The 25085-nt window shown below is 44.8% G+C and carries 28 protein-coding genes; 7 read left to right on the forward strand and 21 right to left on the reverse strand.

What is annotated here, in order from left to right; genetic code table 11:
• Nucleotides 1-142: 142 nt before the first annotated feature.
• The 14 genes from trmD to ABIX36_RS10425 form a co-directional block, all read right to left on the reverse strand.
• Nucleotides 143-817: a tRNA (guanosine(37)-N1)-methyltransferase TrmD gene (trmD, locus tag ABIX36_RS10360; RefSeq protein ID WP_348082094.1), complete on the reverse strand. Its 675-nt coding sequence runs from the start codon at nt 815-817 to the stop codon at nt 143-145.
• Nucleotides 818-1020: 203 nt separating this feature from the next.
• A complete protein-coding gene (locus tag ABIX36_RS10365) occupies nt 1021-1395 on the reverse strand; it encodes a VOC family protein (RefSeq protein WP_348082095.1) in 375 nt (124 codons plus the stop codon).
• A gap of 424 nt (nt 1396-1819) precedes the next feature.
• Nucleotides 1820-2242 (reverse strand): VOC family protein, encoded by a 423-nt coding sequence (locus ABIX36_RS10370; protein WP_348082096.1) that lies wholly within the window; start codon nt 2240-2242, stop codon nt 1820-1822.
• 14 nt (nt 2243-2256) lie between these two features.
• Nucleotides 2257-2457 carry a helix-turn-helix transcriptional regulator gene (locus ABIX36_RS10375; protein ID WP_348082097.1) on the reverse strand — a complete coding sequence of 67 codons (201 nt, stop codon included), beginning with the start codon at nt 2455-2457 and terminating at the stop codon, nt 2257-2259.
• A gap of 3 nt (nt 2458-2460) precedes the next feature.
• Nucleotides 2461-2889 (reverse strand): hypothetical protein, encoded by a 429-nt coding sequence (locus ABIX36_RS10380; protein WP_348082098.1) that lies wholly within the window; start codon nt 2887-2889, stop codon nt 2461-2463.
• Nucleotides 2890-3278: 389 nt separating this feature from the next.
• Nucleotides 3279-4853 carry a M28 family peptidase gene (locus ABIX36_RS10385; RefSeq protein ID WP_348082099.1) on the reverse strand — a complete coding sequence of 525 codons (1575 nt, stop codon included), beginning with the start codon at nt 4851-4853 and terminating at the stop codon, nt 3279-3281.
• A gap of 28 nt (nt 4854-4881) precedes the next feature.
• On the reverse strand, nt 4882-5316 hold the full coding sequence (locus ABIX36_RS10390) for an RpiB/LacA/LacB family sugar-phosphate isomerase (protein ID WP_348082100.1): 435 nt from the start codon (nt 5314-5316) through the stop codon (nt 4882-4884).
• Nucleotides 5317-5590: 274 nt separating this feature from the next.
• The gene (gene tatC / locus ABIX36_RS10395; RefSeq protein ID WP_348082101.1) at nt 5591-6454 is read right to left on the reverse strand and encodes a twin-arginine translocase subunit TatC; all 864 of its coding nucleotides are present in this window, start codon (nt 6452-6454) and stop codon (nt 5591-5593) included.
• 74 nt (nt 6455-6528) lie between these two features.
• Nucleotides 6529-7863: an acetyl-CoA carboxylase biotin carboxylase subunit gene (accC, locus tag ABIX36_RS10400; RefSeq protein WP_348082102.1), complete on the reverse strand. Its 1335-nt coding sequence runs from the start codon at nt 7861-7863 to the stop codon at nt 6529-6531.
• A 94-nt stretch (nt 7864-7957) separates the two neighbouring features.
• On the reverse strand, nt 7958-8419 hold the full coding sequence (gene accB / locus ABIX36_RS10405; protein WP_348082103.1) for an acetyl-CoA carboxylase biotin carboxyl carrier protein: 462 nt from the start codon (nt 8417-8419) through the stop codon (nt 7958-7960).
• A 193-nt stretch (nt 8420-8612) separates the two neighbouring features.
• Nucleotides 8613-9608 (reverse strand): beta-ketoacyl-ACP synthase III, encoded by a 996-nt coding sequence (locus tag ABIX36_RS10410; protein ID WP_348082104.1) that lies wholly within the window; start codon nt 9606-9608, stop codon nt 8613-8615.
• Between the two features lie 5 nt (nt 9609-9613).
• Entirely contained in the window at nt 9614-10552 is a 939-nt protein-coding gene (gene plsX / locus ABIX36_RS10415) for a phosphate acyltransferase PlsX (RefSeq protein WP_348082105.1), read from the reverse strand.
• Between the two features lie 14 nt (nt 10553-10566).
• On the reverse strand, nt 10567-10758 hold the full coding sequence (gene rpmF, locus ABIX36_RS10420; RefSeq protein WP_128533978.1) for a 50S ribosomal protein L32: 192 nt from the start codon (nt 10756-10758) through the stop codon (nt 10567-10569).
• Nucleotides 10759-10774: 16 nt separating this feature from the next.
• Nucleotides 10775-11296 (reverse strand): DUF177 domain-containing protein, encoded by a 522-nt coding sequence (locus ABIX36_RS10425; protein ID WP_348082106.1) that lies wholly within the window; start codon nt 11294-11296, stop codon nt 10775-10777.
• Nucleotides 11297-11551: 255 nt separating this feature from the next.
• Here ABIX36_RS10425 and ABIX36_RS10430 point away from each other — a divergent pair, with 255 nt between their 5' ends.
• Nucleotides 11552-11836: a hypothetical protein gene (locus ABIX36_RS10430; protein WP_348082107.1), complete on the forward strand. Its 285-nt coding sequence runs from the start codon at nt 11552-11554 to the stop codon at nt 11834-11836.
• Between the two features lie 54 nt (nt 11837-11890).
• Here the strand turns inward: ABIX36_RS10430 and ABIX36_RS10435 are convergent, their stop codons facing one another.
• On the reverse strand, nt 11891-13075 hold the full coding sequence (locus tag ABIX36_RS10435) for a DUF5009 domain-containing protein (RefSeq protein WP_348082108.1): 1185 nt from the start codon (nt 13073-13075) through the stop codon (nt 11891-11893).
• A 79-nt stretch (nt 13076-13154) separates the two neighbouring features.
• The gene (gene pdxA / locus ABIX36_RS10440) at nt 13155-14210 is read right to left on the reverse strand and encodes a 4-hydroxythreonine-4-phosphate dehydrogenase PdxA (RefSeq protein ID WP_348082109.1); all 1056 of its coding nucleotides are present in this window, start codon (nt 14208-14210) and stop codon (nt 13155-13157) included.
• 225 nt (nt 14211-14435) lie between these two features.
• On the opposite strand from pdxA, the gene rsmA reads away from it, so the two are divergent.
• A complete protein-coding gene (gene rsmA, locus ABIX36_RS10445; protein ID WP_348082110.1) occupies nt 14436-15218 on the forward strand; it encodes a 16S rRNA (adenine(1518)-N(6)/adenine(1519)-N(6))-dimethyltransferase RsmA in 783 nt (260 codons plus the stop codon).
• On the opposite strand, the gene ABIX36_RS10450 is transcribed toward rsmA, so the two are convergent.
• On the reverse strand, nt 15215-15778 hold the full coding sequence (locus ABIX36_RS10450; protein WP_348082111.1) for a hypothetical protein: 564 nt from the start codon (nt 15776-15778) through the stop codon (nt 15215-15217). The two genes, rsmA and ABIX36_RS10450, sit on opposite strands and share 4 nt — an antisense overlap.
• A gap of 227 nt (nt 15779-16005) precedes the next feature.
• Between ABIX36_RS10450 and ABIX36_RS10455 the strand changes: the two genes are divergently transcribed.
• The 3 genes from ABIX36_RS10455 to ABIX36_RS10465 all read left to right on the forward strand — a co-directional run bounded on the left by ABIX36_RS10455 (nt 16006) and on the right by ABIX36_RS10465 (nt 18150).
• A complete protein-coding gene (locus ABIX36_RS10455) occupies nt 16006-16944 on the forward strand; it encodes an NAD(P)-dependent oxidoreductase (protein ID WP_348082167.1) in 939 nt (312 codons plus the stop codon).
• 246 nt (nt 16945-17190) lie between these two features.
• Nucleotides 17191-17664: a transcription elongation factor GreA gene (gene greA / locus ABIX36_RS10460; protein ID WP_348082112.1), complete on the forward strand. Its 474-nt coding sequence runs from the start codon at nt 17191-17193 to the stop codon at nt 17662-17664.
• A gap of 75 nt (nt 17665-17739) precedes the next feature.
• A complete protein-coding gene (locus ABIX36_RS10465; protein WP_348082113.1) occupies nt 17740-18150 on the forward strand; it encodes an HIT family protein in 411 nt (136 codons plus the stop codon).
• 122 nt (nt 18151-18272) lie between these two features.
• On the opposite strand, the gene ABIX36_RS10470 is transcribed toward ABIX36_RS10465, so the two are convergent.
• The 4 genes from ABIX36_RS10470 to ABIX36_RS10485 form a co-directional block, all read right to left on the reverse strand.
• On the reverse strand, nt 18273-19208 hold the full coding sequence (locus ABIX36_RS10470) for a LysR substrate-binding domain-containing protein (RefSeq protein ID WP_348082114.1): 936 nt from the start codon (nt 19206-19208) through the stop codon (nt 18273-18275).
• A 176-nt stretch (nt 19209-19384) separates the two neighbouring features.
• Nucleotides 19385-21220 carry a glutamine--fructose-6-phosphate transaminase (isomerizing) gene (gene glmS / locus ABIX36_RS10475; RefSeq protein ID WP_348082115.1) on the reverse strand — a complete coding sequence of 612 codons (1836 nt, stop codon included), beginning with the start codon at nt 21218-21220 and terminating at the stop codon, nt 19385-19387.
• A 100-nt stretch (nt 21221-21320) separates the two neighbouring features.
• Entirely contained in the window at nt 21321-22703 is a 1383-nt protein-coding gene (locus tag ABIX36_RS10480) for a DUF4270 domain-containing protein (RefSeq protein WP_348082116.1), read from the reverse strand.
• Between the two features lie 15 nt (nt 22704-22718).
• On the reverse strand, nt 22719-23543 hold the full coding sequence (locus tag ABIX36_RS10485) for a glycogen/starch synthase (protein WP_348082168.1): 825 nt from the start codon (nt 23541-23543) through the stop codon (nt 22719-22721).
• Between the two features lie 153 nt (nt 23544-23696).
• On the opposite strand from ABIX36_RS10485, the gene panC reads away from it, so the two are divergent.
• Together panC and panD are read left to right on the forward strand one after the other, a co-directional pair.
• Nucleotides 23697-24527 (forward strand): pantoate--beta-alanine ligase, encoded by an 831-nt coding sequence (gene panC / locus ABIX36_RS10490; RefSeq protein WP_348082117.1) that lies wholly within the window; start codon nt 23697-23699, stop codon nt 24525-24527.
• Between the two features lie 193 nt (nt 24528-24720).
• The gene (gene panD, locus ABIX36_RS10495) at nt 24721-25071 is read left to right on the forward strand and encodes an aspartate 1-decarboxylase (RefSeq protein WP_348082118.1); all 351 of its coding nucleotides are present in this window, start codon (nt 24721-24723) and stop codon (nt 25069-25071) included.
• Nucleotides 25072-25085: the final 14 nt, after the last annotated feature.

Genomic DNA, 25085 nt, shown 5'->3' on the forward strand with positions numbered 1-25085 from the left:
ATGTTTTAAAAATTTCCACATTTTATGTTTTATGCACAAAATATGGGCGTCGAGCCCTCTAACTCTCTGACGATTAAACAGAAATTTGCAGAGCCACCAGGCGTTTCGAAAAAATGACCTCCAGGGGGCTCGCCGCTATTCCTCATTCTAACAGATCCGGCCGCCTTTGTTTGGTGCGTTCTATAGCTTGTTCAAAGCGCCATTGTTCCACTTTTGGGGTATCACCGCTTAAAAGGATATCCGGCACCTTGTGGCCGTTCCAATCGGCTGGGCGGGTATAAACAGGCGCGTCCAGCAGGTCGTTCTGGAAAGAATCTGAAAGGGCGGAGGTTTCATCAGACAACACACCTGGTATCAACCTTACTACAGCGTCTACCAGCACCGCTGCGGGCAGTTCTCCGCCGGAGAGCACATAGTCGCCTATAGAAATTTCGCGCGTCACAAAGATATCGCGGATGCGTTGGTCGATGCCTTTATAGTGCCCGCAAAGGATAATGATGTTGCCTTTGATAGATAACTGGTTGGCTATTTTCTGGTTGAGTGTTTCGCCATCGGGCGACATGAAGATCACTTCATCGTACTCCCGTTCAGACTTTAGTTTCTCAATACATGCCGCGAAGGGTGGTATCGTCATTACCATACCGCTGCCACCACCGTAAGGGTAATCGTCTACGCTTTTTTGTTTGCCGGTAGAATAATCGCGCAGGTTATGCACCACTATTTCGGCCACGCCTTTCTTTTGGGCACGCTGCAAAATAGAGTGAGCGAAAGGGCTTTCCAGCAAGCCCGGCAGTACGGAAATGATATCGAAACGCATAACACAAAGATAGTGATTTATGGATGTGCAGATGCTCGGATTTCAGATGTGCGAATGCGCTGCCATTTAAATAGCCGCCGCAGATATGTTTACCTCTGTGTTTTTAATGATGCCCGGTACCTCATGCAGTAAAACACCACCAAAAAAATGAGTTGCGTTGTTAATGTTCTGACTGCTCCATCTTAAGCTCCTGCATCCCTTCCTTACCCTCCATGCTGGTACACCGTCCACACATTGCCGGATGGATCGGCGAAACGGGCTATGATTACCGGCGAATCTTTATCAACAGGTTCAACAACGGTGCCCCCGGCAGCCACAATATCATTAAGCGTTTTTTGCGCATCATCTACCATGATAGATACGCGCATGCCCGATGTTTTTACCGGTTCGTCTACCTTAAACCACATGCCGCTAACGCTGCCTGTGCCATCGTCAAAGTTGGCGTTGCCCTGGTTATCGCTACGGATCTCCCAGCCGAATACCTTTTGGTAAAAGGCTATCGCCTGTTCTATATCGAGAGCCGGAATCTCTACATAGCATATTTTGCCATGTCCGAATATGGGTTCGTGGTTTGCCATTGGTTATGGGTTTATTAGTTTGTTGTTATTGGAAACAGTAAAGCCGCAGAGGCCGCACCCTCCAAAGGTATATAGTTCATTAAAAGACAGCATATTTGATTTTGCAAGCCCTGCTATGAATCGCCTCAATTTTGCCCTCTTTTACTAACCATCACACATCCTTACGTTGGAATTAGGGTTAACATAACTTAACACAATTTCGAAAAATATTTTTCAAGTAGGTGATAATCAATGTTCTAAAAAAATACAGGGTTAACACATTTTATCTATAATAGTGTCACCATAGATCCTAAATATTTTATTATAAACCCGTAAAGAAATGTAATAAACACTTTATTCCGATGGACTATTGCTCTCCAAAGGAGAGGGTTCTCTTTTATTTCTTGTCTCTTGCTTCTTTACTCTTGATTCTAACTCCCCGCCTTTATATCACCTGCTGTATTTGCCATTGATGGCCAAACGGATCGATGACAGTGCCCTGCCGGTAGCCATAATCATAATCCTGTACCGGTGAAGAAATTGTTGCGCCGGCTGCTTCCGCTTTTGCTACTACCGCATGCACATCATCTACAAATAAACCGATTAGAACGGTTGTGCCCCCTTTTGTATCCGGGCTTAAGCCCCCCGAGTGCCGCGTTTGCTCATGCAGATGAAACATGGCACTGCCAATTGTAAATTCCGAAACATGGATTGAACCGTCGTCGTTACCAAAGCGGCGCAACTCTACCGCGCCGAATGCTTGCTCATAAAAACTTACATCGGTTATCCCGTTAGGGATGAACAGTTCCGGAGCGAATCCTTTTGGCGCCTTCGGTGCTGATTCCTGATCAAAAACCTTGACATTCATTTTTTATAGATTAGTTAATCCTCTTCATCTAATGTAAATATTTCTTCTACGGGTTTGCCAAACACCCTGGCTATTTTTAAGGCCAGCACGGTGGATGGCACATAGCGGTTACTTTCGATGGTGTTGATGGTTTGCCGCGATACGCTGATCAGTTCGGCCAATTCGGCCTGGGTGATATTTTTGATGGCGCGCTCTACTCTTATATTGTTCTTCATCGCCTATACCTCTTCCTTTTTCAACAAGCGGTTAAGCTGCCATATCTTCCAGCGGAAGCGTACTATAAAAAACGCAAGCGGAACCCACATGTTTAAAAAGAGGATGTGCACGCGGTCGTTAGAAATTATCAACGTTAAAATTAGCAAGCCGTAATTAACATATATGGCCCATTGCAAGGAATCGAGACGGAGCTGCGAGATCTGCTCATCTTCAATATGCTCTTTAGAGAAGGCAACGAGGAATAATCCGATGGCCATAAACAGCGCCGTTGCTATAAAAAACAAATGGTCGGAAGTAAAAAAACCGGTGTCGCCAGGTGTGTAATGTTCGTCCACCAGCATCTTTTTGATGAGCAAGATGGGGATATGTACAAATACCAGCAGCCATCCCAGATACCGGGTCCAGTGTGGAAACAAATAGCGTGTTCTCATGATTTGTAAAGTTTAATTTACCAAATGTAAAGCATGCTTTACATTATTGCAAGTATTATTTTATAATTTAACACTTTCTCCCAGTATTGGTGTCCCCACCGTAGCTGTTCAGAAGATTCAAAACAGCCAGGTGCCGAATTTATTTCGGCAGCCACATGCAAAGTAGCTATGTGCAAGGCGGCTTAGCGTGTAGGTTACCTGTCCTGTGGGGTGCTGAAACAAGTTCAGCATGACGGTTATTTATCTTCCGAACAGGTGTAGTGTCCCCACCACCGCCTTCCAACGGGTGCAAAGATGGCTTCGGTGAGGACACCGAAGCGGGTTAAATGGTGATAAAACAAAAAAAGCGCCCTTGTGAGGCGCTTTCCTATAAAAGTTTGAATTAATGCTTAGCGGGTGCCGCCTGCTGGTTTTTTATTAACCACAGGGCGGGCATCGCGGTTTGCCAGTTCCCAGCCGGTGTAAAATGCCAGCTGCGCGCGTTTTGCCAGCAGTGGGAAGTTAATTTTACTTACTTCGTCACCTGGTTGGTGATAATCGGCATGTACGCCGTTAAAGTAAAATATAATTGGCACGCCGTAACGGGCAAAGTTATAATGATCGCTACGGTAGTAAAAACGGTTAGGGTCGTTAGGATCATCATACTTGTAATCCAGTTTCATTTTGGTGTAGGTATTGTTTGCATCCTCGCCAATTTTGTTCAGATCCGAGCTTAACATGTTAGAACCAATTGAGTAAACATAGTTAGCAGAATCGGGCTTGCCGATGTACTCTTCGCCAACACGACCGATCATATCAATGTTCAAATCGGCAATGGTATTAGCCAAAGGATAAACCGGATGATCGGTATAGTACTCAGAACCCAATAAACCTTTTTCTTCGCCAACATTACCCAGGAACAAAACGCTGCGGCGCGGGCCTTTACCGTCTTTTTTTGCTTTAGTAAATGCCTGGGCAATTTCCAGCATACCGGTGGTACCGCTGCCATCATCATCGGCACCGTTGTTTACTTTATCTTTAGCACCAGGGGTGGTTACTAAACCAATATGGTCGTAGTGGGCGGAGAAGATCAAAACTTCATCTTTCAGTTTCGGGTCGCTGCCGGGCATAAAGCCTAATACATCAACAGCCTTTACATCTTTTTGCTCGGTAGCATAAGTTATAGTTGCTATAGATTTAACTACTTGCGTTTGTGATGCTGTAGCTGCTGTTGTTTTCAGGTCTGCGTAGGTTTTGCCGGTAGGTTTAACTACAGCATCTGCCAGGGTAGTAGTAACGTTAAACACCGGTGCGGTTGAATTTAATTTTGCGCCACCGTCTTTTTTAATAGCTAACCTGCCGCCGCGGATGCTGCTGCCAAAACGTTTCAATATTGGGCCAAGCTCGCCATTGGCTGCAAAAATAGCCGCCGGGTTTTTTTCTTGTATGGCTTTTAATATGGCCTGGCGGCCGGCTGTCATCCTATAGCTGGTGTTTGCTGTTTTTCCCGCTTCCGGTTTGTCTTCATTTATCCACAGTACCACTTTACCGGTAATATCGGTTCCGGTTAATTCTGCTTCTGTGCCGTATCCAATAAAAACAATATCAGGAGAAACGATCCTCTTGTCAACAAACAAACCGTTCAGGAAAAAATCTTCGCCATTTGCGAATGCCTGCCCATTGATGTTGAAAGCGGTAACCTTTAGCGAAACCTCACTCAACGGTACATCAAAAAAGTACGAGCCATTTACGGGTGCTTGCAGCCCTAATTTTTTAAACTCACCGGCTATGTAGTTGGCGGCTTTTTCGGCACCCGGTTTGCCGGTTTCGCGGCCTTCAAACTCATCCGACGCTAAAATGCTTAAGTGCTTTTTAGCATCCTCGGCAGTAATTAACTTGCCGTACTTAACCGCAGTGGCATTTTGCTGTGCACATGCACTTGCGCCTATGGCCAGGGCGGTTAATAAAAGTGATACTTTCTTCATCTATTCTAATTTATCTATGGTTAATGTATTAGCAGCCTATTTTGCCAACGCGCCTCGCGTGGCGGCCGCCTTCAAATTCTTCGCTTAAAAATCGTTCTATTATGGCTTTTGCCTCGTCGATTGTAACGTGGCGGGCGGGGATGCACAGTACGTTGGCATCATTGTGGGTGCGGGCGGGGATGGCAACCTCTTCCTTCCAGCAAATAGCAGCGCGGATATTCTGGTGCTTGTTTGCCGTCATGGCTACGCCGTTGGCGCTGCCGCAAAGCAGGATACCGAAATCGAAACCGCCGCCTTCTACGGCTGATGCTACAGCGTGTGCAAAATCAGGGTAGTCTGCCGAATCGGCCGAATCGGTGCCGAAATCCTTAAACTCAATATCATTAAACATGCCCAAAATGGCTTGCTTATAGTCGAAGCCGGCATGGTCTGCACCAATGGCAATTTTTAACCCTGTTTTCATTATTCAAATGTATAATTTTTATACAAGGGCTTACGTAAATTTTTTGATAGGAAGGAAGGGAGGGGGAGTATCGAATTTCGAATTTTCAGGCCGAGGGTTTATTGGTTTCTCAATTTTAGTGGTGGCGGTGACAAAAGGGGAATGTCGAAATTCGAATTTTCAATTTCGAACTTGAAGGCTAAAGGTTTATTTAGAGCGGCGGCGGTGACAAAAAAGCCCTCTCTTTTTGAAAAGAGAGGGCAAAGCTTTTAATATTCCCGCTTAGTGGAGAGGCTTACAAATCCAATTCTGCTGCGCGTTTAAGTTTGCGTTTTTCAACCACGCCAGCTACCACAATACCCACTTCATATAAAACAAAGAGCGGGATACTCACAATGGTCATGGTCATCATATCGGGCGTTGGGGTAATAACGGCAGCTATCACCAAAATGGCAACTACTGCATACCGCCTGCCGCTACGCATAAATTGGGGTGTTAAAATACCGAGGCTGGATAGGATGTATACCAATATTGGTAGTTGAAACACGATGCCTGTGGCAAGGGTTAAGGTGGCTACCGATGACAGGTACGAATCTATATCGAAATAATTCTCAATTTTTTCGCTAACCTTAAACCCGGATAAAAAATTAATAGACTCCGGCGTTATCACATAATATCCAAACATTATGCCAAGGACAAACAGGAAGGTAGCATAAAACACAAAGCCCGTAGCCGCTTTACGTTCTTTCTCGTGCAGGGCCGGTTTTACAAACAACCATACCTCATACAATAAATAAGGGAAGCCCAGCATTACGCCAATTAACAAACACGAGTTTATTTGCAGGGTGAATTGCCCGGCCATCTCGGTATTTATCAGCTTGATATTTATTTTATCGATACAAAAGCCAGGCTTGCCTAACAGGTCGCCCAGTTTGCAAAGCATGCGGTAAGTCCAAAAATCGGTGCGGCTGGGGCCGAGGATAACGGTATCGAAAATAAAATCGTAAAAATAAAACGCGCCGATGGTGAAAACAACAATAGCAATAGCTGCGCGGATAAGGTGCCAGCGCAAAGCCTCCAAATGGTCAAAAAAAGACATTTCGGCTTCCATGGTTTGGCCTTTTTCTTTTATGGCCTTTATCAGTTTGTTATCGCTCATTGTTGTTTTAAATATCACTCCATTAACGCCGGAATGCTATTTACGTTATATGTTACCCGGAAAGTTTTTATTTATTAATATTCAAAGGTCTCCATAAACTTGGTAGTAAAATTACCCGCCCTAAAGTTGGGATCCTTAAGTAATTTTAAATGGAATGGGATGGTGGTTTTTATACCTTCTATAACAAACTCGCTTAGCGCGCGCTCCATGGTTGCCAATGCCTCATCGCGTGTTTGCGCCATGCATATTACTTTGGCTATCATCGAATCGTAGTTAGGCGGAATGGTATAGCCGCTGTACACATGCGTATCTACACGTACACCATGGCCTCCGGGAGAGTGGAAGTTGGTTATTTTACCCGGTGAAGGGCGGAAGTTGTTGGCAGGGTCTTCGGCGTTAATGCGGCACTCAATGGCGCACATGGTTGGCTCGTAGTTTTTACCCGAGATTGGGATACCTGCGGCAACTTTTATTTGTTCTTTTATCAGGTCGAAATTAATTACCTCTTCAGTAACCGGGTGTTCTACCTGTATCCGGGTGTTCATTTCCATAAAGTAGAAGTTGCGGTCTTTATCAACCAAAAACTCTACAGTACCGGCACCTTCGTATTTTACTGCCTTTGCACCTTTAATAGCAGCCTCGCCCATTTTTTTACGCAGTTTATCTGTCATAAAAGGAGATGGCGCTTCTTCCACCAATTTCTGGTGGCGGCGTTGGATAGAGCAGTCACGTTCAGATAAATGGCAAACTTTGCCGTACTGGTCGCCCACTACCTGTATCTCAATATGGCGTGGATCCTGTACGTATTTTTCCAGGTACAGGCCATCGTTACCAAAGGCTGCTCCTGATTCGGCACGTGCGCTATCCCAGGCATTTTCAAATTCTTCGTCTTTCCAAACAATACGCATACCACGGCCACCACCACCGGCGGTTGCTTTTAGTATAACCGGGTAGCCAATTTTATTGGCTATCACGATGCCTGTTTTAATATCGGAAAGTAAGCCTTCGGAACCCGGAACAATGGGAACACCGGCTTTTTTCATGGTTTCTTTAGCCGAAGCTTTATCGCCCATTCTGTTGATCTGATCGGCAGTGGCGCCGATAAATTTGATACCATATTCGGCACAAATAGCAGAGAACTTCGCGTTTTCCGACAAGAAACCATAGCCCGGATGGATAGCATCGGCATTGGTTAATTCGGCAGCAGAAATTATATTGGGGATATTGAGGTACGAATCGCGGCTTGCAGGGGGGCCAATACATACGGCCTCATCGGCAAAACGTACGTGGAGGCTATCCCTATCGGCAGTGGAATAAACCGCTATGGTTTTGATGCCCATTTCCTTACAGGTACGAATAATTCGCAGGGCAATCTCGCCACGGTTGGCTATTAATATTTTCTTAAACATAGTTTTGATGTGCAAATTATAGATGTGCAGATGTGCAGATGATGTTTACCAATGTGCATAATTTGCACATTCGCACATCTGCATATTTGCACATTTACTTAGGTTCAACCAAAAACAAAGGCTGGTCGTATTCTACCGGCGAAGCGTTATCAACCAATATTTTCACAATACGGCCCGATACTTCCGATTCTATTTCGTTAAAAAGCTTCATTGCCTCAATAATGCAAAGCACGCTGCCACTGCTTATCTCGTCGCCCACGTTTACAAACAGTGGTTTCTCCGGCGATGCCGAACGGTAGAACGTACCTATCATCGGCGATTTTATGGTGATGTAGTTGCTTGTATCGGCTACGGCTACAACCGGCTCAGGTGCTGGTGCAACCGGGGCGGGGGCCGCTGCTGCAACTGGTGCCGCAGGCAGGGCAGCATGATAAACTGCCGGTGCTGCCTCGTTGGTTTTGATCGTAATCTTGAAATCTTTTTGTTCGATGGAAACTTCGTTTACACCCGATTTGGAAACAAAGCGTATAAGATCCTGAATTTGTTTAATATCCATGTTGGAGGTAATTGGTTTTGGATAAGTTTATAAGCTAAGGTATACGTTAATGTGCAGATGTGCAATACACAAACATGCAAAATTAGCTCCCCGGCGTTTTATTATAAGTTAAGTAACATTAATTGTTGGGCAGATGTTTGATTGATCCGTGCAAATCATCATCTGCACATCTGAAATCCTCACATTTGCACATTTACGAGTTATAGGCCCATTTTAAATAGATAGAACCCCAGGTAAACCCACCGCCAAAAGCAGCCAGTATCAGGTTATCTCCTTTTTTAAATTTGCTTTCCCACTCCCATAAGCACAGTGGGATAGTCCCATTGGTGGTATTGCCGTAACGCTCTATATTGATGATAACCTTATCAGCGCTTATACCTGTACGGTTAGCGGTAGCATCAATAATACGCTTGTTTGCCTGGTGCGGCACCAGCCATGCAATATCATCGGCAGTAAGGCTGTTGCGTTCCATAACCTCGGCGGCAACATCGGCCATGTTAGTAACGGCGAATTTAAATACTGCCTGGCCTTCCTGGTATGCGTAGTGCTCTTTATTATCAACAGTTTCGTGCGACGCCGGGCGAACGGAGCCGCCGGCTTTTTGATAAAGGAGCTGCGCTCCCGAACCATCTGTCTTCAAAATAGAATCCATGATGCCCAAACCTTCATCATTAGGCTCAAGTAAGGCGCAACCGCAGCCATCGCCAAATATGATACAGGTAGCACGGTCTTCATAATTAATGATCGACGACATTTTATCGCCGCCCACAACTAACACTTTGGTATGCTTGCCACTCTCTATAAACTGTGCACCGGTAGCCAGTCCAAACAAAAAGCCCGAGCATGCTGCCTGAAGGTCATACCCCCATGCGTTCTTCGCGCCGATTTTATGAGCCAGTATGTTTGCGGTTGCGGGGAAGGTAAGGTCCGGCGTTACAGTACAAAAAATAATCAGGTCGATTTCCTCTGCGCTTATGCCGCGTTTTTTTAGCAGACCCTCAACAGCCGGTACGGCCATTTCAGATGTGCCCATTCCTTCGCCTTTCAATATTCTGCGTTCCTTGATACCGGTACGGCTCATTATCCACTCGTCGTTGGTTTCCACCATCGTTTCCAGTTCATGGTTGGTGAGGATATAATCGGGCACGTAACCATTTACTGCGGTAATAGCGGCATGGATCTTACTCATATTTTTTACTGAAAAGCCTGTTTAATTTTATCGATGAGGTTGGTCTCGATCATGTTTTTTGATAAAAGCACCATGTTTTTGATGGCTTCGGGGCTGGAGATACCATGGCCCACCACAACCGGTGCGTTTACCCCAAGGATAGGGCTGCCACCGTATTGCTCGTAATTAAAGCGGTCGAAAAACTCGTCTTTCAATCTTTTCTTTAAAGTGATAACGTAGAACGATTCGGCCAGCTTCAGGATCACATTGCCTGTGAAACCGTCGCAAACTACTACATCGTTGTTATCCTCAAATAGGTCGCGCCCCTCTATATTGCCCACAAAGTTAAACAACTTCGAATCGCGCATTAAAGGGTATGTGGCCTGGGCAAGCAAATTGCCTTTTTCTTCCTCCTCACCAATGTTCATCAGGGCGATGCGGGGATTTGGAATGTTGTAAACCGATTCGGCAAGCAGGCTGCCCAACACACCAAATTGTACAAGCACATCGGGCTTGCAATCGGCGTTGGCGCCTACATCCAAAATAATACCCAAACCGCCTTTAAGTTTGGGTACAATGGTTGTCATAGCCGGGCGTATAACACCAGGTATGGTTTTTACGCTAAACATAGCCCCTACCAGCATAGCACCGGTATTACCTGCAGATGAAAAAGCTTGTATGCTATTTTCCTTCAGCATTTTAAAGCCCACAGCAATGCTGGAATCGGGCTTTTGTACGATAGCCTTGGTAGGGTGTTCGCCCATGCTGATAACTTCGGTTGTGTGTACAAACTCAAAGTTATCGGGGCTGAAGTTGTTTTCCTGAAGAATAGTAACCGCGATATCTCTATCGCCAATAAGCACCAGTTTTTGGCCGGCAGAGAGCGTTTTACACGCTTCTATCGCTCCTAAAACGGCCGCCTTGGGGGCGTAATCGCCGCCCATTATATCTAAGCCAATCTTCATTTCAGAAAATTAACTTATACTGCTACTGCTTTCTCAATAAGAATTTTACCGTTGAAGTAAACGTTACCATCAACAGTGTAAGCACGGTGTGGCAAATGTACAGCGCCGGTAGTTTGGCAAGTAGTTAAGGTTGGCGCTAACGCTTTATCGTGCGTACGACGTTTATCTCTTCTCGATTTCGAAATTTTCCTTTTTGGATGTGGCATGATCCTGTTGTTTAATTTACTTTAATTTTTTCAGAGCGTCCCATCTTGGGTCTATTTTCTCTGTTTGTTCGTCATTTACCGATAGCTTATTCAAGCTTTCAAGCATTTCCTCGTCACACTGCTTTCCGTCGCCCTGGTTGCTGCATAATGCAACAAATGGCATGGCAACGGTAACATATTCATATATCAACCCGGCAATATCAATCTCGTGATCGTTCTTACCGAGGGTAATAATTTCATCATCCTCTCCCATTTCTTCTTCGCTGAAACGGGCTATCTGCTGCTCCTCAATAGCTATCGGCTGCTGATATTCCGACAGGCATTTATCACAGGTGGCCGTAACCGTTCCGGTGATATTAAAGTTAAGGATAAGCATGGTTTCCTGCTTTTCCAGCTCAACCTTGCAATGCAGGGTGGCCTTTTTTACCAGAGAATATTCAAACTCTTTAAAAAAATCCTCACCTATTTCATATTCAAAAAGGTGTTTACCCAGCTTTAAGCCGGTGAAAGGGATTGCGTATGTCCTTAGCGATTTCAATGAGCAACAATTAGCCCGCAAATGTAGGTAAAATTCCTAAAACTGGAAACTGTTTTTTTTAAATAGAAACGAGGTTATAAACATAGGCTTTGAGAAAACACGAAACGAAGATAAACAACAAAGCAAAAAGGCACAAAAAGGGGCAAAAAACGATGAATTTGACAACCAAAAATTCGGCTATCTAAAGCCTGCTTACAGCTTTGGCCATGATAGCACAACAACGCATTTTTTATTTATTTTAGCTTCAAATTTTTAATGATGAAAAGAACCCTACTCTTTCTTTCTGTGATTTTAACGTTAGCATCCTGCAGCGGCTGGAGCCCCGAATACAAGCAAACCGTAAAGGATACCATAACCAGCCGGCTTAAACTAAACCTGCCGGGCGCCGCAGGTACCAAACAGCAAAAAGCCCAACTTTGCGATTGCATGGTAAAAGTGTTTGAAAAAACGTACCCCGGCGAACTGCCCGCCACCGGCATCCCAAAAGACACGCTGAGGAAAGCATTTTACCATTGCTGCCCCTGGATACATAAAATATAATGGGTTCATAGTTCATAGGTGATGGTTCATAGCAGAAGCGCAACCACTCACCAATTATATCTTCAGTTTGATATTTATCCGCTGGAGCAGCCCGCTCAACCAAACAATTACCAGCGCGAACAGCAGCGAACGGATGAGTCCGCCGGTGCCCTGATCAAAGTATTGGGGATAGTTAAAATTGCTCATTTGATACATGGGGTAAAATAAATAGGGCAGCAGGTAGCAGGTAAATGTGTTGGTGCCTGCGGGTTCTATCACCTTAAACCAATGGTACTTTTTGCAGGTATCTACCACAAAAACAAATACGGCGTATACAATAAGGCTGATGCCGGTACAAATAAGCACCCAGGAAGGGGTATCGCGCATTTTGGAGATGCCGCCGCTAAAATATCTAACAATAAAGCCGAGGTTAAACAAAATAATAGCGATCAAAAACATAGCTACCCAAAGCATTTTCAGTTCGCCGTTCTGCGTAAGCCGTATGTAAAGCACCGAAACAAAAATGCCCGCCATGGTAAATGCCTGCATAGCGCCATTGCCCGATATCCATACGTAGCGTTGCACCGGTGCCAAAAAGTTGAGCAAGCCAAAATGGTAATCGATATTAAAAAACATAAAGAAAAGCCAGGCCGCTACCTGCACCCATAGCGCCCCATCAGAATAATGGTAAATGAACGCGCAAATAAGATACGACCAGCCAATTAACCCCAGGATACCCCACCAGGTTAAATGCAGCCATGCGTGCCCCGGGTCGGAGCTTTTGTAAACGGCGCAAACAGTTATCAACAGGGCCACTCCAAAACCCTGGCATAAATAGCGCTTAAGCTTAGATGTGGTTGTGCTGTAATCTAAAAAGATAAAAAAGAAACTAAAGGTGGCCAGGCTATCCCAAACAGGGCGTGGCAAAATAGCGTTCAACTCGTCGTAGGTTTCCATATTGGCATGGAAAAAACCAATAAATATGAGCGCGAATGAGCGCGTGATAATGCGCATCGGGATCTTTGCATCCTCCTTTTTTGAACGGTGCGCAAAAGCATACGGTATGGCCAGGCCTACAATAAATAAAAACGCGGGAAATATCGTATCGGCTAATCCTAATCCATCGGCATCTACAGCTGCATGTTTGAGCCATTCGGGCGTATTGGGTACGCCGTCAAGATCATTCACGAAGATCATCAGGAACATGGTAACCGCACGAAACGCATCAATTGACCTGATGCGGTTAATTAAATTACTCATTAAACAGGGAAATGTATTTTAGAGATAAATGTTTTAAGTAAACGGTAATTTGTTTAAAACAGTATCTCAAAAGTTGCCTTTAGTCCCTGTCGCGGCTTAGCTTACTAAATAAAAGTGGGTTTTCGTTTAACTCGGCAGTTTCGCGGCGGTGCTTGATAATGTGCAGAGCAGTGAACAGCGCCTCGCGGAAAGAGATCTCCGAAGCCATGTTTTTACCTGCGATATCATACGCGGTACCATGGTCGGGCGAGGTGCGTACAAAACTCAACCCTGCGGTGTAATTAACACCTGTTTCAAACGCTATCTGCTTAAAAGGGATCAGCCCCTGATCGTGATACATGGCCAGCACAGCATCAAACTGCAGGTACGTACCGTTGGCAAAAAAGCCATCGGCAGAGTATGGCCCAAAAGCCAAAACATCATGCGCACGGGCTTCTTCTATTGCCGGTATAATTACGTCTTTCTCTTCGGACCCTATCAGGCCGTTATCGCTGGCGTGGGGGTTAAGGCCCAGTACAGCGATCTTTGGTTTGCGGATCCAAAAATCATCGCGAAGGCTGCTGTGCATCAGCTTTAGTTTGGCAATAATTTTTTCGGTAGTAATGCTTTCCGAGATCTTTGATACCGGGATATGGCCGGTAACCACGCCAACGCGCAGGGTCTCGCTCACCAAAAACATCAGCGATTCATCCGCGTTATCGCGCGATTGCAAGTACTCGGTATGGCCCGGAAAGTTAAAGTCTTCGCTCTGGATATTGTCTTTATTAATAGGCGCGGTAACCAGGCCCTCTATCATGCCGCTCAGCAGATCATCTGTGGCGCGTTGCAGGGAGAGGTAAGCATATTTACCGCCATCTGCAGTAACCGTACCTGGTTCAATGCGTACGTCTTCTTCCCAGCAGTTGATCATGTTGGCGCGCTTTGCAATTGCTTGCGATGCATCGCCTATTACATTAAAATTCAACTCGCTGATCTGCGTGGCGCGACGGTGGAAGGATGCTACCTTAGTATGCCCGTAAATAATGGGGGTGCAGTAATCATATATTTTTGCATCGGCCAGGGTTTTGATGATTATCTCTAATCCAATACCGTTAACATCGCCAATACTTATGCCTATTTTAGGTTTATCGCTCATAGTTTTGTGATTACACCGATTATCTTTTGACGATCTACAGATTAATTAGATTTCACAGATTTTATCGCGAAACTATTAATAGGCAGAAAGGCTTAACCGGTTAATGTAATTGCTTTAAGCTTTGAGCCTTACGCTTCCTGCTTATTTGCAAATAAAAAGATTTTAAGTTTATAATTCCTTAATAAAGCGCAAATATGCCTTAATTTGCTTAAATATACTTGCATAATGACATTAGTAAGAGCAAAAAAACATTTAGGCCAACACTTTCTTACTGATAAAAATATAGCGCAAAAAATTGTGGAGAGCCTGCGCCCTGCTGATAAATACAAACAGGTGCTGGAGGTTGGCCCGGGCATGGGTATCCTGTCGGATTTTTTGTTGCAGAAGGCCGAATACGAGGTTTTTTTGATAGATATCGATACCGAATCGTACACGTTCCTTCAAAAGAAGTACCCGGCCTTAGGTGCTCATCTGATCAATGCCGATTTCCTGGAGCTGGATTTCCTGGCAATTTTTCAACCGCAAATGGCTGTGATTGGCAATTTCCCTTACAACATCTCCTCCCAAATACTTTTCAAAATTTTGGATAACCGCAAGCAGGTGGTGGAAGTGGTAGGTATGTTCCAGAAAGAAGTGGCCGAGCGCTGCGCCAGCAAACCGGGCAGTAAAGAATATGGTATCCTGAGTGTATTTCTGCAAGCTTATTATACGGTTGAATATTTATTCACGGTGAAAGCAGGCGTTTTTAACCCCCCGCCAAAGGTATTATCTGCCGTTATACGATTAACCCGCAACGAAACCGAAACCCTGGGTTGTGATGAAAAACTCTTTTGGCAGGTGGTGAAAGCCGGCTTTAATCAGCGCAGAAAAACCTTGCGAAACGCCCTATCGTCCCTTATCAACAAAGAAAAAATGACCGAAAATAAAACGCTCGACCTGAGAGCCGAGCGTTTAAGTGTGGAAGATTTTGTGAAGCTGACGAATGAGATAACGGCGAATAAAGCTTAGTAAACTTTAATCTCCACCGGCCCAACGATCCCTTGCGATTTCTTTACCGAATCGGCCATGCGTTTTACAAACAGGTAGTTTGCCGTGCCACCAATTACAGCGCCGACAACCGGTATCAAACGTTCTGCAGTACGTACGCCAAAGGCAAGCAATAACTTTTCGGCAACGCTTTCCATAACGGTTTTAGTCATGGCTACGCCGGCTTCTATTTTAAACGAGGCTGCTACCAGGCCCATAAATTCTTCGAAGGTGATCCTATAATTACCCCTGCTGTAGTACATAATGGCCATTGTAACCCTAAATTGCTGGGTAATGAGGTTCACAAAATCTACCGGCATACCTACTACCATGGTGATAATACCGCCGCTGCCGGATATGGCGCCGGAACCTGCCGCGAGGTAGGCGCATTGATTAATGAATTTATCCAGCCCCATTTTATCCACCCCTTTTTTGATGTTGAACTGGTCTATATGGTCAAAGATCTGTTTAAAGCCATCGTGCGATAGTTTTTCGGCGTACTGTTTTATATCTATGCGTGCTTGTTTAAATGGTAGTTTCATTTTTTGATGCGGCTTAAAGTATCCGCATATAAGTATGTGCTATTTACGTGCCAGTTTTAAAAAGGCGGCAGGTATGGCAGGGGATGCTTTTGTCTGAACTCGAATTAAACGAATTTTTAGAATTGAAAGAATTTGTGGTGATTGGTTTAAATTCGTTAGTTCCAAAAATTCGAGTTCAGACAAACACCGGCGAAATTTGTAATTTTGCCCGTTATAACATCAAAGCATTGAAAAACAACATCCTCATCGTTGACGATATCCACCCTATATTTATTGAACGTGCCAAAGTTGCGGGTTACAGCTGCGATTACCAGCCAACCATCAAAACCGATGAAGCCATCAGTATACTGAACCAGTACGATGGTTTGGTTATCCGTTCCAAGTTCCGGGTAGATAAGGCGGTGATAGACCAGGCACCAAAGCTGCGTTTCATTTGCCGCGCAGGGGCCGGGATGGATAATATAGATGAGGCTTACGCAATCGAACGCAACATCGCTCTTATTAACGCGCCAGAGGGAAACTCCGATGCGGTAGGCGAACATGCTATCGGCTTATTGCTATCGCTGATGAACAACATAAACATTGCCGATGCACAGATCCGCGCCGGCAGTTGGCAGCGAGAGGCAAACCGCGGGCACGAATTAAAGGGTAAAACCATTGGCATCATAGGTTATGGCAACATGGGGCAAAGCTTTGCACGCAAGCTGTCGGGTTTCCAGGTGGGTGTATTGGCCTATGATAAATACAAAACCGGCTTTAGCGATAAATACGCCCGCGAGGTAAGTATGGAGGAAATTGTAAAACACGCCGATGTGCTGAGCCTGCACATTCCGCTCACCCGCGAAACCAATGGCATGGTGGATGATGAGTTTTTGTTTCACTTTAAAAAGCCTATCTTTTTAATTAATACCGCCCGTGGTAAGGTTGTAAAAACAAGCGCCGTTTTAAACGCCATCAAACAAAATAAAATAATAGGTGCCGGGCTGGATGTGCTGGAAGTTGAAAAATTTCCAGCATTGGGAGAGCAAGCCTGGTTTGATGAGTTGCGCCTATCCGGTAAAGTTATCCTGAGCGCCCACGTTGCCGGTTGGACATTTGACAGCTACCGCAAAATAAGCGAAGTAATGGCGGCAAAGCTATTGGCGTTGCCGGTGAGTACTGAATAGAAAGTGGTGAGTAGTTTCTTGTCGGTGAAATCAAAAAAATCATTTTCAATCGTTGACCCCTCAAAACAAAAATTTGGATATTAAAACTTAATTATCTTATCTTCGTTTTACACTAAACAAGACTATGCAGGCCCGGCCGACGTAGTCTTGTTTGTTTTTAAGGCCACCACGCTCTTCTATTTTGTTAGAAATAGTAGGGCGGTTTTTTTTGGCGCTCAATGTAAATAATTTATTAAATACTGTACAATGGCAGATGTTTCTTACTACACCAAAGAAGGTTTAGAAAAATTAAAAGAAGAATTACAACGGTTAAAAACTACCGGCAGGTCTGATATATCAAAACAAATTGCCGAAGCCCGCGATAAAGGCGACCTGTCTGAAAACGCGGAATACGATGCCGCCAAAGAAGCACAGGGCTTGCACGAAGCCAAGATATCCCAGATGTCTGAAACGCTGGCAAATGCCCGTTTACTGGATGAGTCTAAACTGGATGCATCTAAGGTGCTGGCATTATCTATCGTAAAAATAAAGAACCTGAAGAACGGCGCTACCATGAGCTACCAGCTGGTATCTGAAAGCGAAGCGGATATGAAAACCGGTAAAATATCAGTAGCATCGCCAATTGCTAAGGGCCTTTTAGGCAAAAAAGTAGGCGAAACTATTGAGATAACCGTACCCGCAGGTAAAATTGAATTTGAGATACTGGAAGTATCCCGTTAGTTTTGAGTTAAGGGTTTTGAGTGGGCACTGGCCATTCAAAACTCAAAACTTTACACCCACAACCTACAACTACAAATGAACATCTTTTCAAGAATAATAGCAGGCGAAATACCAGCCCATAAGGTTGCCGAAACCGATGATTTTTTGGCGTTTTTAGATGTTAGTCCGCTGGCAGAAGGGCATGTGCTGGTTATCCCTAAAAAAGAAGTAGATTATATTTTTGATCTGGATGATATTACTTACAACGAGCTGCAGATCTTCACTAAAATTGTAGCCATTGGTGTAAAGAAAGCTATCCCTTGCAAAAAGGTAGGCGTAGCAGTTATCGGGCTGGAGGTACCTCATGCACACATCCACTTAATACCCATGAACCGTGTGGATGATATGAATTTTGCCCGCCCCAAATTATCGCCAAGCCAGGAAGAATTGGCTGCAACAGCGGAGAAGATCCGCGAGGCTTTGAAGGTGGTTACAAGCGAGGAGTAACATCTATCCGTCATGCCGTTATTTCGGCACCCCACGGGACAGGTGGTTAAGCAAATTCAAGACCTTGCATGTGGGGGGTTGAAACAAATCAACATGACGATAGGGGTTTGCTAATGCGCCCCTTAGATATCCATTATCTCTTTCTTCTTCTTACTCTTCAGCCGTTTAGGCACAAAATTTAGTATCTCGTTTTTGAGGGCCTCTATCATCCGCCGCTTTAAAAAGTTGCGGTGCATTACTATGCTTACTTCGCGGGCGGGCTCGGGGCTTTTAAAATAGCGTACTTTATCCAACTGCTTTTCGTTCAAATCGGCCAGAGCCAGTTCGGGGAGAATGGTGGCGCCGTTGTTCATATCCACCATGCGTTTCAGGGTTTCTACACTGCCGGTATTGTATTCAAAATGCTGGTAGCCTTTGGTGGCCTTGCGGCGCTGGCAAATGTTCAGCACTTGCTCCCGCATGCAGTGTCCTTCGTTCAACACCCAGATCTCTTCCATATCAATATCATCGGGTACAATGTTTTTCTTTTTGGAGAGTTTACTGTTTTTTGATACATAAGCCACAAAATTCTCGTAAAACACGGGCACCTCGGTAAGGCTGCTTTCATGCAGCGGGGTGGACAGTATGCCGCAATCCAGCGTGCTCATTTTTAATTGCTGGATGATTTGTTCGGTTGTTTGCTCCCAAACGATGAGCTTCACGCCGGGATATTTCTCCACAAAACCCTGTATGATCTTTGGCAGTATATATGGCGCAACGGTAGGAATAATGCCCACCCTCAACTCCCCGGAAAGCTCTTTTTGCCTGTCGCTGATGATCTCTTTTATTTTTTCGCTCTCGGCAAGCAGCACCCGCGCCTGGGCGATGATCTCGCTGCCAATCTCTGTAGGGATAACGGGTTGTTTGCTCCTGTCGAACAGTTTTACACCCAAGGTATCCTCCAGTTTTTGCACCTGCATACTTAGCGTAGGCTGGGTTACAAAGCATTTTTCGGCGGCGCCTACAAAGCTTCGGTAAGTATCAACGGCTATAATATATTCCAGTTGGGTGATGGTCATTGTTTGATAGATATAAACTATGCGAATATAAAAAACATTGTTTTATTCTATGGAGCTAAAAAGATTTGAGATGTTAGATATGAGATTTGAGATAAAATCCTCCAACAAAAACGCCGGCATTGCGCCGGCGCTCTATCTATTTGGTGATGATAAATATCTTATCTCACATCTAAAAACTATTCTACCGTAACCGATTTTGCCAAATTTCTTGGCTGATCTACATTACAGCCGCGGAGTACGGCTATGTGGTAAGCAAGCAACTGCAAAGGTATGGTAGCCAGCAGCGGCACAAAAGCTTCGCCGGTTTGGGGTATCTCTATCACATATTCGGCCATTTCTTTAACATCGGTATCCCCTTCGGATACGATGGCTATAACATGGCCGCCGCGCGCCTTTACTTCCTGTATATTACTTACTACCTTTTCGTACGACGAGTTTTGCGTGGCGATAAATATCACCGGCATATCGGCATCTATCAGGGCTATTGGGCCGTGTTTCATCTCGGCGGCCGGGTAGCCTTCGGCGTGAATGTAAGAGATCTCCTTAAGCTTTAAAGCGCCCTCCAGCGCAACCGGGAATGAACTGCCACGCCCAAGAAACAGGCAATTTGGCGAATCCTTAAAACGCTCGGCAATAAGTTTTACCTGGTCGTTGGTTTTTAGGGTGCGCGTAACCAAATCGGGTATCTCGTTCAGTTCGGTAAGATGTTCCACCAACTTACCCTGGGTAATGGTGCCTCTTTGCTGCGCTATGTAAAAGGCAATTAAAGTTAACACGGTAACCTGCGCGGTAAATGCCTTTGTAGACGCAACGCCTATTTCCGGCCCTGCGTGGGTATAAACCCCGGCATGGGTAAGCCTTGGTATGGAAGCGCCAACCACATTGCAAATACCAAATATAGTTGCACCTCTCTCTTTGGCCAACTCAATCGCGGCCATTGTATCAGCCGTTTCGCCTGATTGCGAAATGGCTATCACCAGGTCCTTTGAAGTGATAATGGGATTGCGGTACCTAAATTCCGATGCATATTCAACCTCTACCGGTACCCGGGCGTATTCCTCTATCAGATATTCGCCTACGAGGCCCGCGTGCCATGATGTACCGCAGGCAACGATAATGATGCGGTCGATATTCTTTAGCTTTTCCACATACTCTTTAATACCGCCCAACTGCACCAGCCCTTTGGTAGGGTAGATCCGGCCACGCAGGCAATCGCGGATGGACCGCGGCTGCTCGTAGATCTCCTTCATCATAAAGTGGTCATAGCCGCCTTTTTCAAGCATCTCCAGCTTTAATGAAAGTTCTTGTATGTATGGCGTTTGCACCGTATTGTCGATGTTCTTGATCAACAGATCATCCCGCTTAATGTAGGCGATCTCGTTATCATTTAGATAAATAACGTTTTTGGTGTACTCTACTATCGGCGTAGCGTCAGAAGCAATAAAGTACTCGCCTTTGCCAACGCCAATTACCATGGGACTGCCTTTACGGGCGGCTATCAGCTCATCGGGGCTATCGGCACTCATAATTACAATAGCGTATGCACCAACAACACGATTGAGCGCAAGGCGAACAGATTCCTGCAGATCAAGGCCGGTAGTTTTTTGGATATCCTCCACCAGGTGGATCAACACTTCGGTATCGGTGTCGCTTTTAAAGGTGTGCCCCTTAGCCGTCAGCGCCTCTTTAAGAACTACATAGTTCTCAATAATTCCGTTATGGATGATGGTAAGCTTGCGGTCGCCGGATGAGTGGGGGTGCGAATTACGGTCGCTTGGTGCGCCGTGCGTGGCCCAGCGGGTGTGGCCCATGCCTGCCGTAGCGGTAAGGGAGAGGCCTTTTACAAAGTTCTCCAGATCGCTAACCTTGCCGGCCTTTTTATAAACCTTAAGGCCTTTATCTGCCAGAGCTATACCGGCGCTGTCATAGCCGCGGTACTCCAGTCGGTGTAAACCTTTTATAATAATGGGATATGCATCCCGGTAACCTATATAGCCAACTATACCGCACATATATTAAAGTTTAGAGTATGGCTGCAAAAATAGCCTTAATGCAGCAAAATCAATGTTTGTTAAGTAATAAACATTGATTTTGCCGATAAGTTGCGCAGGGCTATTGATTTATCTTGGTGTAGATAATATTGAGCTTGATGCGGTTGGGAGAGTTTTTACCCGGCGTTATGGTACGCTCAGCATAGGTTGCTGTCGGGTTAATGTTGATCAACGTAGCAATCGTAGGGTCTACCGCCGCTATGTAAGTACCATAATCTACCGTTTTGCCTCTAATCAGATCCTGGATATAAGCGGTCACCAAAAAGTGGTATTCGCCGTTTGCCTTGTTGTAAAAACCACTAAAGAATGATGGGCCGTTAACCCCTCTCGGGTCACTGGTTGATGCGTCCTGTATTCTGATCCGCTGCTTGGCCAGATCGAGCTGGTACATGGTAAGCCTGCTTAATGCTGCATACGGCACAGTTGTACCCGGTGCCGGTTTAATAACCAATTCGGCGCGGTTAATAATTACATCGCCACCCACAGCTGCAAATGTGTTTTTAATATTGGGAAATTCAATTTTGGCACGTAAGCCGGCAAGGCCTTGCAAATAAATAAGCCCATCTGTTGATGTTTTATTTAAAGCGGCCTGTACTTTGGCGCTATAGGTGTGCTTAACTGACGCCATATGATTACCAGAGGCTATTGGCAATGAGATCTTAACCGTATCGGTGGTGGTGGATTCTGCTCTAAAATAAATATCTATCCTGGTAGAGTCCAGTGAAAACATGAGGTTGCCACCGGGGCCTGTAGTACCGGCTTTATCCAATGTTAAATAAATGCCCTTCACTGCATTTTGAAACGCCAATGTAGAAGAACGGTTGGTAGCAGGCGCATTGAAAAAATACGTGTTAAGAAAAGCCTGGCTAATTGGAATACGCACCTGCGGCGAAACCTTTCTGATCGTATCCGGCGCACCATCCACAATTTCTGTTATGCGAAGGGTGTCGTGCGAGCGGGCTGTAAAAGTTTTGGTGCCTAACAGTGCGGGGTTGTAATCCCATTGCCTGTTGTTATAATAAGTTGTACCAACATACTTCTCGTTCAGCTGGTGAACATCTATCTTAAATTTCGAAGTAAGCGAATCTCCGTAAAAACCGCTTGCCGCATAAGGCAGCACCAATACAGCCGAGTCTATGGTGATTGTGCCGGTGGGCAAGGTGTAAGCGGCACCGCCGGGTAAAGTAAGCTGTGCAGCAATATTAGATTCGGTTATGCCAAACTCAGGGTCCTTAAAATAAGAAAGCGGGGTTCTGAAAAGAGCCGAAGTAGCTACGGAATCTTCTAAAGTATTGGTTACGGTGATGTTAGTGTCGGCTAATAATGTACCGTTAAGCTGGTTGCCGGCATCAATACCTAAACCTATGCCGTCCTGGTTTTTACAGCTACTCAAAATAAAAAGACTTATTAACAGGGTTAATAAGCCTAATTTGTAAAATTTCATATATAGTTTTAAAGCTTATGCAACATGCACCAATTCGTCGCTGGTGATTTCGTCGTAAAAATTGTAATAATTTTCGTAATCTGCAGTGGAAACGTAATCCAATACCGATTTATTGCTGTTTTTAACATTATTTAACACATCTGCATTAATGTTCTCGCTGGCCAGTACAATGCCATCGCTGTATTGGATAGCACCGGCATACATGGCAGAATTGGTACCCTCTTTGTAAACTTCGGTATGCGCTTCTGTCATATCGCCCATAACGGCTTTACGTGCAAAATCGGCATCCATCTTCTCGGTAAACTCATTTTCGTAAATAGAGTAAACTACTTTTGAGTTTTTAAAGGTAGGGTCGTCTTTGTAAGTGGTTTTTAAATACGCAGGTACTAAAGCGCTCATCCAGCCGTGGCAATGGATAACATCAGGAGCCCAGCCTAATTTCTTAACCGTTTCTAACGCGCCTTTGCAAAAGAAGATCGTACGCTCGTCATTGTCGGCATAAAATTTACCGTCTTTATCTGCAAATACATGCTTACGCTGAAAGTACTCTTCGTTATCTAAAAAGTAAACCTGCATGCGCGCCGCCGGGATAGATGCAACTTTTATGATCAGCGGGTTATCATTATCGTTGATAATGATGTTCATCCCTGATAAACGAATAACTTCATGTAAACGGTTCCTGCGCTCGTTGATATTCCCGAAACGCGGCATTAAAATGCGGATCTCGTAGCCTTTTTCCTGCATTGCTTGCGGAAGCTGGCGTGTTATTTCGGCAATTTTTGTGAGTTCGAGGAAAGGAGACATTTCATGAGTTATGAACAAAAGCTTAGATTTACCCATCACTAAATCAGAATTTTAAAATGTAAGAAGTCAAAAAATTTGAGTCTGCAAATATAAGCATTATTATATCAACTGGCAACCAATAATGCAAGCCTATTTGGTAATTTTTAATCTATTGCCCACCTTTAGCAAATTTTTCCAGCCAATAATCCATTGAAGATATTCAGCACCCGAAGCGAAATTCAGCAATATTTAACCCGTTTAAATGGTAAAACTATTGGCTTTGTACCCACCATGGGCGCCTTGCACCGCGGCCACATTTCCTTAATAGAACAAGCCAAAGCCACCAACCATGTGGTTGTTTGCAGCATTTTTGTGAACCCTACACAGTTTAATGACCCGAAGGACCTACAGAATTATCCGCGCCCAATTGCCGCCGATATTAGTAAACTGGAAGCCGCAGGATGCGATATTTTGTTCAATCCGCCGGTATCAGAAATTTATGATGATAATGAGCATTGGCATTTAAATATAGGCCAACTGGAGTTTTTGCTGGAGGGAGAGTTTCGCCCGGGGCATTACCAGGGTGTAACGCAAGTGGTTTATAAACTCCTCGATATTGTGAAACCAACCACCCTGTATTTGGGGCAAAAGGATTACCAGCAGTTTATGGTAGTAAGTAGGATGGTGGAGATTTTAGACATTCCGGTAAAAATGGTGATGTGCCCCATAGAGCGCGAAGTTGATGGATTGGCTATGAGTTCGCGAAATATTCATTTAACTGCCGATGACCGGCAACATTCCCTCATCCTCTCTAAAACTTTAAACTGGCTTAAAACCAACTTTGATATTAAGAACATCTTTCAATTAGAACAGGATGCCATGGCCATGCTGCAAAGCGAACCCGGTGTTGACCCTGAGTATATTGAAATAGCCGATGGGAAAACACTGCTACCGGCCAACGAAAACTCAATCTCAATTGTGGCACTTACCGCGGCGCGGGTAGGCAAAACCCGCCTGATAGATAACGTGGTGATCAGGTAGTTAATGACTGATGACCATGTTTGTGACAGTCGGCAACATCTGCCATAATTACAGCACATAGCATCTGCAAACGATGACCTATTGGCAACTACCTGTGAACAAAAAAATACTCGTATCTTTGCACCGTCATTTTAAAGCCGCTGCTTCATTGCAATAAATAAGCGGTAGGATTATTGATAGGTGACATGTAATTATGATTATTGAGATTTTAAAATCGAAACTTCACCGTGTTAAGGTAACCCAGGCCGAACTGAATTACGTAGGCAGCATTACCATTGATGAAGACCTGATAGAGGCCGCCAATATTATCCCCAACGAAAAGGTACAGATAGTTAACAACAACAACGGTGCCCGCTTTGAAACATACGTAATAAAGGGCGAACGCGGTAGCGGTACTGTATGCCTTAACGGCGCAACCGCAAGGCTTGCCCAGGTAGGCGATATCATTATCATCATGAGCTATGCGTACATGGAGGCCGAAGAAGCCCGAAATTATGAGCCCATCCTTATTTTTCCAGACGCCAATAACAAATTAATTAAATAAATTAGCAGGGCCCA

Origin of the sequence: Mucilaginibacter sp., from assembly GCF_039925265.1 — a bacterium.
In the GTDB taxonomy this organism is placed as follows: domain Bacteria; phylum Bacteroidota; class Bacteroidia; order Sphingobacteriales; family Sphingobacteriaceae; genus Mucilaginibacter.